The sequence below is a fragment of the Paenibacillus sp. FW507-14B1B genome, from assembly GCF_058781425.1.
The window spans coordinates 337,489-351,400 of the sequence record NZ_JBYSWS010000001.1 but is presented as its reverse complement, the minus strand read 5'-3'; the positions used below and the strand labels follow the sequence as shown (position 1 = coordinate 351,400).

The window sequence follows — 13,912 nt, the reverse complement described above, 5'->3', positions numbered from 1 at the left end:
CAAATCCTCCCCACAATAAACACTACTTTCTTTTCCAATGTGTAAAAGCCAGCCATACACAAATGATACATCCCCAGAATAACGGACTACGTAAGTTCACTCTTATCCATAGCGACATTTGGATAAGAATTCGTCTAGTCATGAAGATGATCTTCATCTAGATTGGCAAGGAGTTGTTCTAGCTCTTGAAGCGGGTTATAGTGCTGATCTGAACCAACAGCCAAGTAACGGGAATACATCTGACCTGATATGGTTACAATGCGATCCCAATCTGAAGAAGCCTGATCGATATGCTTAACAAACTGTTCTTCTATGGGCGATAATACTCTTGCGGATCCTCTACTCGTTAAGAAATTTACATAGTAGGAACTAAAAGATGCATCCCATGCTCGCCCGTTCATAGGATATTCCCGTTCGTATACCCAGTTAAGTAGCCCTTCTAAGAGCAAAGGCTTAACAGCTGGTAATTGAATCTGTTCACGTGGGAATCGAGTTTTGAAAGAGTCATTCGTCAGTGTGAAGTGATTCAAGTTCCCACCGTAAAAAATATACCCACTATATAAATCAGCCGTTTGTAGGTTTAGGCCAAGCCAATCGTTCAGATAATTCATTTGATCTTGTTGATGCTGAAAGTGCCTCATACTATATTCAATAACATCTGGATGATCAATAATACGTGTTCCATTGACGCTTCGTTCTTCTGTCACTCCCTGATAAATATATAAGCCGTTCGAATTACTTCCGCTATATTCATGCTGTTCACGATTCGTTACGGGAAGCGGGAGGACCATATCTCCTTTCCGCCCAGTCACAGATACATGATATCGGGTACTTCCAGGTTCTCTATATTCAAGACTATCTTTTAACAAGAAGCCAAGGGTCGTATTGTTATGTTCTACACTAACACTTAACTGCCTCTTCCCAATTTGTGGGTACCACGCAATTGATTTTGGGAGCAGGACATAATCCTTACTTATTCCTGAATACTGCTTAACTCCTTCACTGCGATAAGTATCAATTGCGCCGGAGTAATTCAACTTCAAACGAATGGCTTCGCCATTTACTATGGGAGTGGCTGTATGAATCTCTAATACATCACCACTTCGATTCCATTCCAGTGGCTGATCACTTTGGATATCTGTCACTACGAGCTGATGATTCAGTGTTAGATGAAATATGGACGACTGATCTTGCTCGGTCTGTACTAATAGAAGCTCACTTTCCACCTGAACTTGATTAGGTTCTGATAATTGCACGTTTAAATCCATTTCCATAGCCTGAAAATCACTATGTACATTTGCTAATCCGTTCTTATCAACAAGTGCATTCACATCTTTCACCATATACCGAGTGCCGTCATCTACATATCGGTTGACTCGAGATAAGAATTCATCGTAGCTGACCCATCCCACAGATATGACAGAGACGGACACCACGGCAGAATAAATGATCAACTTCTTTCGTTCTTTTCTTAACGTTCGGCCATGATCAGCAAATAGGCAGGTTAGACCTAGAAATAGTAGTCCTAGTAGAGCAATAACAATCTGATGGATAGCAGTCCAGTTAACACCAAATAAACCCCAACTGTCACTTACCGGATTATACCGAAACCGGGTCATATCATATGGAGCGAACCATCTACTAATGACTTGAATCGATGAGGTTTCACTCTGAGAGAATTGATGTACGATAACGGGAATAATCCACAACATAGCCAGCAGCACAAAAGATAACTTATGACGTAGAAGTACAGCTATAAACATCCCCAAGGAAACAAACATAAATATAGCAGCGCTCATCTGTATAAATGTGTAACTTACGAATAACATGATTGGCTCTTTATGATCTCCTCGTAAGCCCATCCAGATTCCTTGAATGGCAACCGTAGGTAAGGTGAAAAATAGTCCGTATATTTGAGCCATTATCCATTTACCAAGTATCACACGGATTGAAGATTGTGGCCACGTCCGCTCTAGTATTTCCAATCCACTGATACGGTCTTTATACAATACATAAACAGAGAACAGTCCTGCCAGTAGGACAGCAGTTGGCATGTGAAGAATCCAAGATTCATAAAAGTAGTAACTTCGGCTGCCCTGTCCATCCCCGCCTAATTCATAACGCACCAGCAGCCATACCCACATGAGCACATACAATGCAGGTAAAGAGCAGAAGATGGGATTTCTTCGAAGTAGGATCGATTCCATTCGGATGGATTCATAAATGTACTTCATCATATCAACCCCTTTAAGACAGCAACATATCCATCTTCTAAGGAAGGAGATACCTCCGTAGCTTCAGCAACAGGTCTTTTCTCAGAGATGATACGCAATCTCATACCGCCAGCCTCACGAATACCTGCTACAACAGCTCGCTGAGTGTACCAGCTTTCTGCATCTTTCGTTGACATTACCGCTTCCCACACCAATCCGGACGCTTTGGCAGCTAACTCCTCAATCGTACCTTGAAAGCATAATTCACCTTGATTCATGATGATAACTTGATCACAGGTAGATTCCAGATCACTTACAATATGCGTAGACATCAGCACGGTGCTCTCTTGTCCCAGATCTCTAATTAGATTGCGGAATGCTAGCCGCTCAGCTGGGTCGAGTCCCGTTGTTGGCTCATCGAATAGAAGGAGCTTGGGTTTACCAATTAACGCTTGCGCAATGCCGATCCGCTGCCGCATTCCGCCTGAGTATCCTTTTATCCGATCATGAGAACGTTCAAGAAGATTTACCACAGATAGTACTCGCGATACCTCTTCTACACGCTTTCCATCATCATGGATACCTTTCATCACAGCCGCATAGTTTAAAAACTCTTCGGCACTAAGCTTCCCGGGTACATGAACCTGCTGAGGTAAATAACCTAAGATTTTACGAATGTGATGAGTTTCGTCTCCTTGTAAAGGATTTCCGTATAAAGTAGCTGTTCCGTGACTTGGTTTCTCAACCGTTGCAAGTAAGCTCATGAAGGTTGATTTCCCAGCTCCATTTGGACCAAGTATTCCTGTAACGCCTTCGCTAATTTCAAGCTCAAGTGGACTCAATGCATTCTTTTTCCTATAGGTTTTGGATAAACCTCGTATTTGTATTGTGACTTTATTCATTTCACGCACTCCCCCTTTCTTTCTCAGCCCTAACACGAAGTAGTTAGAGGAAAGGTTCCCTAGGTTTTCACATTTTTAGTTGGATTGCGGTTATATTATCGTCATTCCAGTCAAAACTGTGACTAACAAGCGACAGAAGCGTTTCTTTTGACTCGAGAAATATAGAATGATAAGCTAACGATTCTGCTCTCATGCATAAGATAATTCAGTAAGTTACAATGTAAATCACTACATTTGGAAGAGAGGCTATTCATGACACAAACATCAAGAAGGACACCAAGAATGGAGCGTTTCAATACCATATTTGAATTGGCTCTATACGTCATTTGCAGTGGATCGTTCGTTTACTTCGCCTTTAAGGGCATGTATGCTAAATGCTTTCAAGCGGTATTAATCATTACGGTTCTATTGTTGTTACGAGGACTTGTGAAATGGACGAAGACAAAACTTCCCCCAGCGCTTCGATTCTCCATACTACTGTTCATCACGATTGCAATGCTCCTGGCTAATTTATTTAATATGTACGGCGTTATCCCTAAATTGGATAAGATTGAGCATCTGCTATCCGGGGTTATCCTTGTTTTCGTTGGCCTGCTTGTGCTGGGCAAAATCATAAGACGACTAGGTATGACCGAGATTGCACCACGTATAGCCATCTGGTTCGCCCTGTTCTTCTCCATTGCGATGGCAGGGTGCTGGGAAATATACGAATTCACTGTGGATCATCTATTTGGACTCGTTTCACAAAATGGAAGCTTAGATGATACGATGTGGGACATTATCTGCGGAACGATTGGTGCGGTGGGAGCAGCATTATATCTAGCTTTTAAAGCAAAAAGATCCCCTCAATCGCTTATTGCAGAAGAGGATCTATAATTTACGAACTGTAAGAGGCCACCTCAGGAAATGCTTCCTTGAATGTGGCCTCTTCTTGTATATCTACTTACGTTACAACGCTCAAATACCCTCTTAGCATTAACTGCAATACTGCATAAATCAGTTCCGAATCTTGAATTTCATTACTTCGAATCTGACGGATACAATCCTGAATATCTATGTATACAATTTCGATGTTCTCATACACTTCCAGTCTTTGATCCGATGAGCTTACAACATCTACCGTGTAATAGACATGTGCAATTTCATTACAACGCCATGAAGCGGGATACAACTTCCCAAGGTACTCTAAAGTTCCACACTTGAGGCCCGTTTCCTCGAACAATTCCCGTCGTGCAGCCGCTTCTAGATCTTCTCCCGCTTCTACACCGCCGCCTGGCAACTGTGTAACATAACAACCTACAGCTTTTCTATATTGCCGAATCAGAATGAACTGGTTATCTTTCCTAGCTAGCACGACAACGGATTCTGGATGATCCTTGGAAAAATAGACCTTGCCATATGCATCTTCATATATCATAATCCCGTTTTTACGGAGTAAAACATTTTCTTCTCCCATAAATACCCCTCGCAAATGGATTTAACCTAATATGAACCGACTATTATGACAAATTTCTTCTATTACTGCATCGATTTGCTGTGCAGATAAATGACCTGTATGTAGTATATGTCGTGCATCCTTGGTAGCTTCTTTAAATTCATGCAACAAAATGATACTTCGTTCCCCCATCTGCTCATCTAATGGTCGCAGTCGATCACGGGTAACCAGTGTTTCCTCATCCACTAATAAAATGACATATACGATCCGGGCAGCTTGTTTCTTCAGCTCCTCTGCCAACCATTCAGCTTCGCTTGGAAAAGTTACATAATCAATGACAACATCATAATCAGCGTTCAGCAAATTATGAGCGAGGCTGGCTATATTCACCCAGGTGAGCCGGTTTGTTTTCTCACATAACCAAGGTTTCCCTCTGCCTACAACAGGAAGATGACTTATGTCATCGCCTGAGATATATGAACTTCGTTCCAGTGAATGAACTAGCTTTTTCGAGGTTGTCGATTTTCCCACACCCGCTGGTCCTGAAATGATATAAACGGTTCTTTGCTTCATAAGATCACTCCATTATTGAAAGTCTCTTACCTTCCAGTTACAAATGATTGAGTTTTGTCACCTTGTTCATCGTGCTCTGAAAATTGACCTCTTGTATATTCTGAAATAACTTTGTTCCAGAAATATTGTGCAGGGATATTCGTCTTAAGTTGGAACACTTCCCATTGCCCTGAATGAAGGTCAAACAACGCGATCGCCGCTAGCTTCCCAACTCCTTGGCGACGATACTTCTTCATTACAAAAAAACTCGGCCATGGAGAAAAAGGTCTTCTCAGCTGTTTGAATCTTCCTAACCAGGGCAAATCCGGCATCCTTCCCACTGATTGCTTATCGTTTCTTTTTCATTTACAGGAGCTGCATATACTTCAACATGGCTTAGGTTCATCCTAAATCACCTCCTCACTTCAAGAATTTGCGTGACTTATTGTGAGATATCTACTTGTATTCTTCTCCACGCACTTTAGCATAGATCATTAGATTAATAAGATGCCCGTATTCATCTCTTCTCCAATTCCGAAGTGTACCTTCATAAGTGAATCCCGTCCGCTCCGCAACGTTCTTACTTCGAGTATTCCTTGAGTCGACTCGAATCTCAAGTCGGTTTGCTCCTAGAATCGTGATCGCATAATTCGAAATGCCATCAACTGCCTCGCTAATAAACCCTTTACCTGAACACGAACTACGAATCCAGTAACCAATCTCAAATCGCCTTGCCTTCCAATCGATGCGGTGAAGTCCGCTGCTTCCGACGAAAGCACCTGTCTTCTTGTCAAATAAATGGAGTACCATATCTGTCCGCTCGAGAAAACTCACTCTAGCTTTTCGCACAAAAGACTCCGATTCATGTACCGACGGTACGTTCATTGCAAAGTGCAGCCATTTACGGAGATCCGAAGCACTCTCTCTAATCGCATCATTAATAACTGCTCCATCACCCCATAAAGGAGCTCGTATGAGCAAACGCTCTGTTTCAAAACTTTCAGGAAATTCAAGCATTATTGGATTCAGTCCAAACCCCTCCTATATTAATGATCAAATAGACGCATTTTTTTTAATTGTGTAATTAGACGATCTACTGTCTTGCGAGGCTTTGATCGCTGGTCGGGAAGCATATGTACACCTGACAATGAAGCAATCTGTTCTACTACATTTTCAATGCGCATTCGGTCTGTATTGAGATGATGTTGAAATACTTCATGTGACAAGCCTTCAATGCAGCGATTGATTTGCTGTGCTGGCCAGGAGTCTGCACGATCTCCACGTTTCTTTAGTCTGTGAAGAAGCACCTCTCTGGAAGCGCATAATGTAAAATGATGAACTGTGATGTCATCTCGTCTCAATCTACCGACAATTTCATCAAAGTATTGAAGACTCGTAATGGTCATCGGCACAATGATAATATTTGAGGATGTCTCATTTATGTAGCGCAGCATTGAATAGTTAAACTCTCTCCACATCGGATAATCCTGAAAATCACCATGTTTACTATCACTCGGTAAGTTCTTACGAATATAATAACCAGCATTTTCAGGATCATAGACATAAGAATTCGGTAAACGGCGATGTATCTCGTAAGATGTCTGGCTCTTGCCCGATCCAAATGCACCATTAATCCATATAATCAAAGATTGTCACTCCTTCTACAAATCTTAAACCTATCCTTTCGTCAAGGACAGCTTATAATCCTATTAGACCGAAATTATTCTCTGTTCATACGTGCATACACATAAAAAGGAGATCTATTATCACAGCTTCTACGCTGCAATAATAGATCTGCACGTGAAAAGACAACAGAAGTCCTACCTCAATGCGTATAACCTATTATATCGTAGGGATCGCATCTTCAAATGAAGAAATGAGAAGTCCGCCAAATGCGGCACCTTCCGCAGATGAAGAAAGTTCGACTTTTGTTAAAAGCTCTACAGATAAGCTACGGCTATTGAATCCAGAAATCGTGTACGTAGCATCTTCGGCTTCCGCACTTGAAACAATAAGCTCCACTGGATGTGGGGAGAGGTTTAGAATGTTAATGGTCGCGTTTTTTCCAGTAGACATATCCTCATAATATGTCTTGGTTTCTCCCGTAGGCAGATAAAATAATTCAGGAATGATAAAAGCCATAATAGCAACCTCCTCTCGCTTTTGAGATAATACATAGTATTCCTCAAATCTAGTTGTGCAACGGTAGATGTCATTGCTTAACACTATTTTTATTGGAGGTTGCAAGCTTTAAATTCAGATAATCATAGGCTCAAAAGTATTTCATGGCAAACATCCCCTTTGATTCCTTCAATTACATGAAACCCTATAAACTCTTACACCACAAGGATTTTCAGGCTTTTTAAGCTCTGAAATTGTGACGAATCTGGTAACTATCGTGAATATTTGAACAAAGTTTGAACTCCCCGAAAACCGCAGTATTACAGTGATTTCTCTCACAACGACCCCTCTTTGTAACAATTTGAACACAGAATGTTACATACTTCGTCATGAATAATACATTTAATGGCAATAGGTGAAATAAATGCTTTTTGCAAACTGTGAAAATAATTCTTAGTATAGATTAAGGAAAGAAACAACCACCAGATGAACAAGTATGAAAGAAAGGGGTACACCATGAAAAAACGAGGGCCGTTATTTGCATTGTTCTTGAGCTTTACATTGCTTTTATCGGGATGCAGCTCACTTACAGTTTTAGATCCTAAAGGACCTGCTGCAAGAACCCTATCTGAGACCATCATATTTTCCATTCTTATGATGCTTGGGGTTTTGGCGGTAGTATACACACTGTATATCTTTATCCTGGTTAAATATCGGGCTAAGAAGTCTAACGAAGGATACGTGCCACCTCACGAAGAGGGAAGTAAGTGGCTGGAGATCACTTGGATCGCCATTCCTATTATTATTGTAGCTATTCTGTCTGTAGTGACCGTTAAGACTACGGTTGCTGTCGAGAAGGTTCCAGCTGGTTATGAGGAGCAAAAGCCACTTGTAATTTATGCTGCTACATCAAACTGGAAATGGCATTTTAGTTATCCGGAGGAAGGAATCGAAACCGTTAACTATGTAAACATTCCTACGAACCGTCCTATTGAATTCCGCATTTATTCATTCGGACCGATCACAAGCCTTTGGATTCCTCAATTGGCTGGACAAAAGTATGGTATGAGTGACATGGTCAACAAACTTAATTTGGTAGCAGATGTTCCTGGATCTTACCTAGGTAAAAACTCAAACTTTAGTGGTGAAGGATTCGCTCACATGGAGTTCGAAACACTGGCTATGCCAGCTGCTGATTTTGATGAATGGGTAAACGACGTGAAGGAAACTGCACCAGAGCTTACGGAAGCTGACTTTAAAAAGCTTCTTGATACGAAATTCGTAGGCAGAATGTCTTTCTCGAATAACCACTTATCATTTAGCCCTGCACCAGAAGAAGGGCATCATGGAAATATGAATCATCAAGAGAACAAGACTGAACATCCTGATCCTGCAACAAAAGATGAGGCTGAGTTCGATACAGAACCAAATGTTGATCCGAACAAGCCTCTGCCGGAATCCCCGGCTGAAGACAACTCAACAAACCATGAAGGACATTAATGATCTGGAGGGATACTCCCTCCTGCCTTTGATATGTACTTCGGACATCCAGAAAGGAGTTAAGCCCTTATGAAATGGGACGAATTTTTCGTTACCGGCGAACCGATGATCTATGGCGCCATGGCAAGTATCGTACTTGCAACGCTCGCAATTATCGTAGGTTTGACCTACTTTAAAAAATGGGGATATTTGTGGCGTGAATGGTTGACTACGGTAGATCATAAGAAGATAGGTGTTATGTATATCATAGCAGCCTTGATTATGCTCTTCCGCGGCGGCGTTGACGCTATCATGATGCGTGCCCAAACGGCAGCACCTGAATTAAAGTTCCTAGACGCTCAACACTATAATGAAATTTTTACTACGCACGGCTTAATTATGATTCTATTTATGGCCATGCCGTTTATCTTCGGTCTGATGAACGTTATCATTCCACTCCAGATCGGTGCGCGTGACGTAGCTTTCCCACGTCTGAACGCAATCAGCTTCTGGTTATTCTTCTTCGGAGCTATGCTCTTGAACATTTCATTTGTCATCGGAGGATCACCGGATTCCGGTTGGACATCCTACTTCCCGCTGGCAAGTAATGAGTTCAGCCATACCGTTGGTAATAACTATTACTCCCTTGCCCTCCAAATTTCAGGGATCGGGACATTGCTTACAGGCTTGAACTTTATCGTTACTATTCTTAAAATGCGTGCGCCAGGTATGACGCTCATGAAAATGCCTATGTTTACCTGGTCTGTATTGATTACCTGTGTCATCATTATCTTTGCTTTCCCAGTTCTTACGATTGCATTGCTTCTGATGATGTTTGACAGACTATTCGGTTCCCAGTTCTTTACGATGGCAAATGGCGGTATGGATATGCTATGGGCCAACCTGTTCTGGGTTTGGGGACATCCTGAGGTATATATCGTTATCTTGCCTGCCTTTGGTATCTTCAGTGAGATTATCTCAACTTTCTCGAAGAAGAACCTTTATGGATATACATCGATGGTGTTGAGTATGGCCGTTATTTCTGCTCTGTCCTTCCTCGTCTGGGCTCACCACTTCTATACGATGGGTCAAGGCGCTATGGTTAACGGATTCTTCTCTATCACAACGATGGCGATCGCCGTTCCGACCGGGGTCAAGATATTTAACTGGCTATTTACGATGCGAAAAGGCCGAATAACCTTTACGACACCGATGCTTTATTCACTAGCATTTATTCCGATTTTCACAATCGGTGGTGTAACAGGTGTTATGCTTGCGATGGCAAGTGCTGACTATCAGTATCACAACACGATGTTCCTGGTAGCTCACTTCCACTACGTTCTGATTCCTGGTACTGTATTTGCGGTTATCGCCGGTTTCCACTATTGGTTCCCGAAAGTATTCGGATTCAGACTTAATGAACGTCTTGGTAAAACCGCATTCTGGTTTATCGCAGTTTCATTTAATGTCACTTTCTTCCCACTGTTCTTCTTGGGTCTGAAAGGTATGACACGTCGTACGTACACTTATTCTGCAGAAACTGGATTCGGACCACTCAACATGCTTTCCATGGTGGGTGCAATAGGCTTAACGATTGGTTTCATTCTGCTTGTGTACAACATCTACTGGAGTACTCGTTACGAACCACGCGACAAAACAGGAGATCCATGGGATGGTCGTTCACTCGAATGGTCATTGCCTAGCCCAGTACCAGCATACAACTTTGCTGCTACACCTAAAATCACAAAGCGTGATGCTTATTGGTTCGCTAAACATGAAGGTGAATCATTGTACGATGAGAAGATTACGAAGATTCATATGCCTAGCAACTCCGGCAAACCTTTCATTCTCGGTACAATCTTCTTCTTCTTAGGATTCTTCCTTGTATTCAGTTGGTGGATTCCTTCCATCATTGCAGGAATTGGCGTTATCATTGTTATGGCAACAATGTCCTTCGATCGGGATAACGGATACTATATTCCGGCAGAAGAAATTATTGAAACAGAAAACAAATTGCGGGGTGATACGGTATGAAAATAGATGCCACTCAGCCGCTTGAATACGGAACAGAGGAAAACCGTAACAAGATTTTTGGATTCTGGTTATTTCTCGGAGCTGAAATCGCACTGTTCGCTACCCTGTTTACCGTTTACTTCGTTCTAGTCAACCGTTTTGCGGCAGGCCCGAGCGGAGCTGAAATATTCGAGATCGGTCCGGTTCTTGTTGAGACCTTTGTTTTGTTAACATCCAGTTTTACCATTGGTCTAGCGATCCACGCTATGCGCCTTGGGCTTAAAAAGCAGATGATGATCTTCATGATCATCACCCTGCTACTCGGTGCAGTATTCCTTGGAGTCGAAATCTTCGAATTCTTCACTTATGTTCATGAAGGTGCAACCTTGTCAACAAGTGCATTCCTTTCCAGCTTGTTCATCCTTCTGGGAACTCACGGAGCACACGTTACCTTCGGTCTTTTGTGGGGTGGAGGAATTCTCCTTCAACTACGTAAGCACGGACTGGATCATCGTACAGCTAACAAAACTTTTATCTTCTCGCTGTACTGGCACTTCCTGGACGTTGTATGGATCTTTATCTTCAGCTTTGTTTACTTGAAAGGACTGATGTGACATGTTGAAACAGCTGTTTCCGATTAAGCATGTAGTAGGATTCGTTTCCTCCCTCGTCCTTACCGCTATTGCGCTTGTTGTGCTTATGGACCTTCCGTCCGCGGTGAAGATGGCAATACTGGTGGTTACAGCATTACTGCAAGCTTCCCTTCAGCTCGTCTTGTTCATGCACATCGGGGAATCGGATAATAAGAAATCACTTTGGATCAATATCGCCTATGCATTGTTCGTTGCATTGGTAACCATATTTGGTACACTCTTCATCTTCGTATGGGGTTGGTACGCTTAATAAGCGTTAACTAAGCCATTGAAGCTTGAAGTATACGAACAGCCCTCCTTGATTTCTCAAGGAGGGCTGTTTTTTTATGTTCATTGTTTTCTATTCCATTTCGGCAAAATGTATATGGTACCACCTAATTTACTCATTCTTGCTCCTCCTGCCTCTCAGGCAGTGGAAAGGTAATGTCGAACCGAGTGCCGATGCCTACTTGGCTTCGCACATTTATTGTTCCGCCTTGAAGCTCCACTAACTTTTTGACAATGGAAAGCCCCAGCCCAGTTCCACCATGTTGACGTGAACGAGACTTCTCAACCCGATAGAACCGCTCAAACAGGTAAGGCAGCTCTTCTTCCGCAATACCGATGCCAGTATCCTCAATCGTTATTGTTACCTGCTTCAAATCTTTATGAAGATGAACCCGAATATCTCCTTGATCGGTATACCTTATGGCATTGTCTAACATGTTCAGAATAATCTGCTCCATCCTTAGTCCATCACCAACGATGAGTGGAATTCCTTCATCATAACTCCCCCTCATCACCAGTCCCTTTTCGTTCACTTTCCATTCCATTTTACGTATACCGCTGCGAACAATATCCGTCAGATCAATCCATTCTAAGGATAAGCTGATCTTCCCCTCTTCCATCTTAGCGAGCTCAAAAAGATCATTCACTAACCGCTGAAGCCGACTTGCTTCCTCCTGAATAATATCAAGGTACTTATCCTTCTCCTCCTCAGAGGTATATAGCTTCTCTTTAACAACCTTCGCATAGCCTTCTAAGTATGTAATCGGTGTGCGTAGCTCATGAGATATATTCGCAAAAAACTCCTGCCGAGTATCCCTGTAACGTTGCAGATCTTTAGCTAGATCATTAATTGCTTCAGCAAGCAAGCCTATCTCATCCTGACTCTGAATAGGGAGTCTTGTTTCAAGATCCCCTACAGCGATTTTACGAGTGGCTCTCTGCATCTGAAGCAGTGGGCGAGATAATATTTGTGCTGAAATCCAAGTGATCCCAAGCGCTAGTAACATAGCACCGATGCCAGACATAAGAAGCAAAGTTCGCATTCTACTGATGGACTCATCCATATGATCGGTTGATGCTAAGACATACATGGCTTGGTCTGGAGCTGGGTTACCCTCACTCGCTGGTACAACCATGCCAGACACAATATACCGATTACCATTAGGGTCTTTATGTGTAAAGTTTACCGTATGTCCACTAAAGATTGACTGTACATCCTTCTCACGTATGAACGAGTGATCTGTTGGATCGTGTTCTCCTGAGTGGGCTGTGACTGCCCCCTTTTGGTTAATAATAAATATACTAACTTCAGAGAAGTCTGCAAAAGCATCCAATGAATGCTCACTGTTGTTGTCGGGGGAAGTCGCCATCATAACGAAGTGTGAGGTCATCTCATTCACATTACTCGTCATTTCCGTCTGATGAAAATTAGAAAATATACGGTCAATGGCAATGCTAAGAAAAAAGATAACAATGAAGAACAACGTCATCATCCATATCCCAAGCTTTGTTCCTATCCGATTATGAATCACGCCAAATCACCAGCAGTATAAAATTTATAACCTATCCCCCATACCGTTTGTACCGGGTTATAACTGAGCCCTGCTTTATGTGCTTTTTCCCGGATATTCTTCACATGTGTATCAATGACTCTCGATTCACCATGATAATCATGGCCCCATAATCGCTCAACTAGTTCTTCTCTAGAAAATGCCCGGTGACTGTTCTGTGCTAATGTCAGCAGTAGATCAAATTCCTTCTGAGTGAATTCTACGGACTGATCTTGGATGAGCACGTCTCTTCCATCAGGGTGAATGGAGAGCTCTGGATAGTGAAGTTTCACTTCTTGCGGCATACTCATCTTGGATATGGTCGAGCGCCGAATTAATGAATAGATCCTTGCAATCAGTTCTTCTGATTCAAATGGTTTTGTCAGATAATCATCCGCTCCAATGCCTAGACCATGAACTTTATCTTTCGTCTCTGACCTCGCCGTTAGCATGAGAATAGGTATCTGGCTGTGCTCGCGAATGCTTTTGCATACTTGCCATCCATCCATGTCCGGCATCATGACATCCAGAAGAATTACATCGAATGCATAGCGTTTCATTAACGATAGCGCTTCCGATCCAGTTGATGCTTCTTTTACCTCAAACCCTTCCTTCATCAGATAAATACGCAGTAAATTCCGCATATTCCATTCATCATCAACGACTAATACTTGAATTTTCATTAACGTTTCACCTGCTCCATACGCTTTATTGCTCTAATTATACC

General features: G+C 42.3%; 15 protein-coding genes. 5 read left to right on the top strand and 10 right to left on the bottom strand.

Going from position 1 to position 13,912, the window contains the following annotated elements:
• Nucleotides 1-134 precede the first annotated feature (134 nt).
• On the bottom strand, nt 135-2,234 hold the full coding sequence (locus AC3WJJ_RS01555; RefSeq protein ID WP_492537390.1) for an ABC transporter permease: 2,100 nt from the start codon (nt 2,232-2,234) through the stop codon (nt 135-137).
• Nucleotides 2,234-3,115 (bottom strand): ATP-binding cassette domain-containing protein, encoded by an 882-nt coding sequence (locus AC3WJJ_RS01550; protein ID WP_492537388.1) that lies wholly within the window; start codon nt 3,113-3,115, stop codon nt 2,234-2,236. The genes AC3WJJ_RS01555 and AC3WJJ_RS01550 overlap by 1 nt, the downstream gene beginning before the upstream one ends.
• A 252-nt stretch (nt 3,116-3,367) precedes the next feature.
• On the opposite strand from AC3WJJ_RS01550, the gene AC3WJJ_RS01545 reads away from it, so the two are divergent.
• A complete protein-coding gene (locus AC3WJJ_RS01545; protein ID WP_492537387.1) occupies nt 3,368-3,991 on the top strand; it encodes a DUF2238 domain-containing protein in 624 nt (207 codons plus the stop codon).
• A gap of 67 nt (nt 3,992-4,058) precedes the next feature.
• Here AC3WJJ_RS01545 and AC3WJJ_RS01540 read toward each other — a convergent pair whose 3' ends face one another.
• The 6 genes from AC3WJJ_RS01540 to AC3WJJ_RS01515 all read right to left on the bottom strand — a co-directional run bounded on the left by AC3WJJ_RS01540 (nt 4,059) and on the right by AC3WJJ_RS01515 (nt 7,244).
• Nucleotides 4,059-4,571 carry an NUDIX hydrolase gene (locus AC3WJJ_RS01540; RefSeq protein ID WP_492537385.1) on the bottom strand — a complete coding sequence of 171 codons (513 nt, stop codon included), beginning with the start codon at nt 4,569-4,571 and terminating at the stop codon, nt 4,059-4,061.
• 21 nt (nt 4,572-4,592) lie between these two features.
• Nucleotides 4,593-5,123: a P-loop nucleotide/nucleoside kinase family protein gene (locus AC3WJJ_RS01535; RefSeq protein ID WP_492537383.1), complete on the bottom strand. Its 531-nt coding sequence runs from the start codon at nt 5,121-5,123 to the stop codon at nt 4,593-4,595.
• A 26-nt stretch (nt 5,124-5,149) separates the two neighbouring features.
• Nucleotides 5,150-5,359 carry a hypothetical protein gene (locus AC3WJJ_RS01530; protein WP_492537381.1) on the bottom strand — a complete coding sequence of 70 codons (210 nt, stop codon included), beginning with the start codon at nt 5,357-5,359 and terminating at the stop codon, nt 5,150-5,152.
• Between the two features lie 199 nt (nt 5,360-5,558).
• On the bottom strand, nt 5,559-6,119 hold the full coding sequence (locus AC3WJJ_RS01525) for a GNAT family N-acetyltransferase (protein WP_492537379.1): 561 nt from the start codon (nt 6,117-6,119) through the stop codon (nt 5,559-5,561).
• A 29-nt stretch (nt 6,120-6,148) separates the two neighbouring features.
• A complete protein-coding gene (locus tag AC3WJJ_RS01520; RefSeq protein ID WP_492537378.1) occupies nt 6,149-6,748 on the bottom strand; it encodes an AAA family ATPase in 600 nt (199 codons plus the stop codon).
• A 196-nt stretch (nt 6,749-6,944) separates the two neighbouring features.
• Nucleotides 6,945-7,244, bottom strand: coding sequence for a hypothetical protein (locus AC3WJJ_RS01515; RefSeq protein ID WP_492537376.1), 300 nt, complete (start codon nt 7,242-7,244; stop codon nt 6,945-6,947).
• Between the two features lie 495 nt (nt 7,245-7,739).
• Here AC3WJJ_RS01515 and qoxA point away from each other — a divergent pair, with 495 nt between their 5' ends.
• From qoxA to qoxD, 4 genes are all read left to right on the top strand, one after another.
• Complete coding sequence (gene qoxA / locus AC3WJJ_RS01510) at nt 7,740-8,723, top strand: cytochrome aa3 quinol oxidase subunit II (RefSeq protein WP_492537374.1); 984 nt, start codon at nt 7,740-7,742, stop codon at nt 8,721-8,723.
• 69 nt (nt 8,724-8,792) lie between these two features.
• On the top strand, nt 8,793-10,736 hold the full coding sequence (qoxB, locus tag AC3WJJ_RS01505) for a cytochrome aa3 quinol oxidase subunit I (protein ID WP_492537373.1): 1,944 nt from the start codon (nt 8,793-8,795) through the stop codon (nt 10,734-10,736).
• A complete protein-coding gene (gene qoxC, locus AC3WJJ_RS01500; protein WP_422656714.1) occupies nt 10,733-11,329 on the top strand; it encodes a cytochrome aa3 quinol oxidase subunit III in 597 nt (198 codons plus the stop codon). Before qoxB ends, qoxC begins: the two co-directional genes overlap by 4 nt.
• A 1-nt stretch (nt 11,330) precedes the next feature.
• On the top strand, nt 11,331-11,618 hold the full coding sequence (qoxD, locus tag AC3WJJ_RS01495; protein ID WP_492537370.1) for a cytochrome aa3 quinol oxidase subunit IV: 288 nt from the start codon (nt 11,331-11,333) through the stop codon (nt 11,616-11,618).
• Between the two features lie 133 nt (nt 11,619-11,751).
• On the opposite strand, the gene AC3WJJ_RS01490 is transcribed toward qoxD, so the two are convergent.
• Both AC3WJJ_RS01490 and AC3WJJ_RS01485 read right to left on the bottom strand, forming a co-directional pair.
• Complete coding sequence (locus tag AC3WJJ_RS01490) at nt 11,752-13,167, bottom strand: sensor histidine kinase (RefSeq protein WP_492537368.1); 1,416 nt, start codon at nt 13,165-13,167, stop codon at nt 11,752-11,754.
• Nucleotides 13,164-13,868 carry a response regulator transcription factor gene (locus tag AC3WJJ_RS01485; protein WP_492537366.1) on the bottom strand — a complete coding sequence of 235 codons (705 nt, stop codon included), beginning with the start codon at nt 13,866-13,868 and terminating at the stop codon, nt 13,164-13,166. The genes AC3WJJ_RS01490 and AC3WJJ_RS01485 overlap by 4 nt, the downstream gene beginning before the upstream one ends.
• Between the last annotated feature and the right edge of the window lie 44 nt (nt 13,869-13,912).

Excerpts from the sequence above, each read along its gene's own strand:
- AC3WJJ_RS01555 (WP_492537390.1), bottom strand. The coding sequence starts at position 2,234 with ATGAAGTACATTTATGAATCCATCCGAATGGAATCGATCCTACTTCGA.
- AC3WJJ_RS01550 (WP_492537388.1), bottom strand. The coding sequence starts at position 3,115 with ATGAATAAAGTCACAATACAAATACGAGGTTTATCCAAAACCTATAGG.
- AC3WJJ_RS01545 (WP_492537387.1), top strand. The coding sequence starts at position 3,368 with ATGACACAAACATCAAGAAGGACACCAAGAATGGAGCGTTTCAATACC.
- AC3WJJ_RS01540 (WP_492537385.1), bottom strand. The coding sequence starts at position 4,571 with ATGGGAGAAGAAAATGTTTTACTCCGTAAAAACGGGATTATGATATAT.
- AC3WJJ_RS01535 (WP_492537383.1), bottom strand. The coding sequence starts at position 5,123 with ATGAAGCAAAGAACCGTTTATATCATTTCAGGACCAGCGGGTGTGGGA.
- AC3WJJ_RS01530 (WP_492537381.1), bottom strand. The coding sequence starts at position 5,359 with ATGAAGAAGTATCGTCGCCAAGGAGTTGGGAAGCTAGCGGCGATCGCG.
- AC3WJJ_RS01525 (WP_492537379.1), bottom strand. The coding sequence starts at position 6,119 with ATGCTTGAATTTCCTGAAAGTTTTGAAACAGAGCGTTTGCTCATACGA.
- AC3WJJ_RS01515 (WP_492537376.1), bottom strand. The coding sequence starts at position 7,244 with ATGGCTTTTATCATTCCTGAATTATTTTATCTGCCTACGGGAGAAACC.
- qoxA (WP_492537374.1), top strand. The coding sequence starts at position 7,740 with ATGAAAAAACGAGGGCCGTTATTTGCATTGTTCTTGAGCTTTACATTG.
- qoxB (WP_492537373.1), top strand. The coding sequence starts at position 8,793 with ATGAAATGGGACGAATTTTTCGTTACCGGCGAACCGATGATCTATGGC.
- qoxC (WP_422656714.1), top strand. The coding sequence starts at position 10,733 with ATGAAAATAGATGCCACTCAGCCGCTTGAATACGGAACAGAGGAAAAC.
- qoxD (WP_492537370.1), top strand. The coding sequence starts at position 11,331 with ATGTTGAAACAGCTGTTTCCGATTAAGCATGTAGTAGGATTCGTTTCC.
- AC3WJJ_RS01485 (WP_492537366.1), bottom strand. The coding sequence starts at position 13,868 with ATGAAAATTCAAGTATTAGTCGTTGATGATGAATGGAATATGCGGAAT.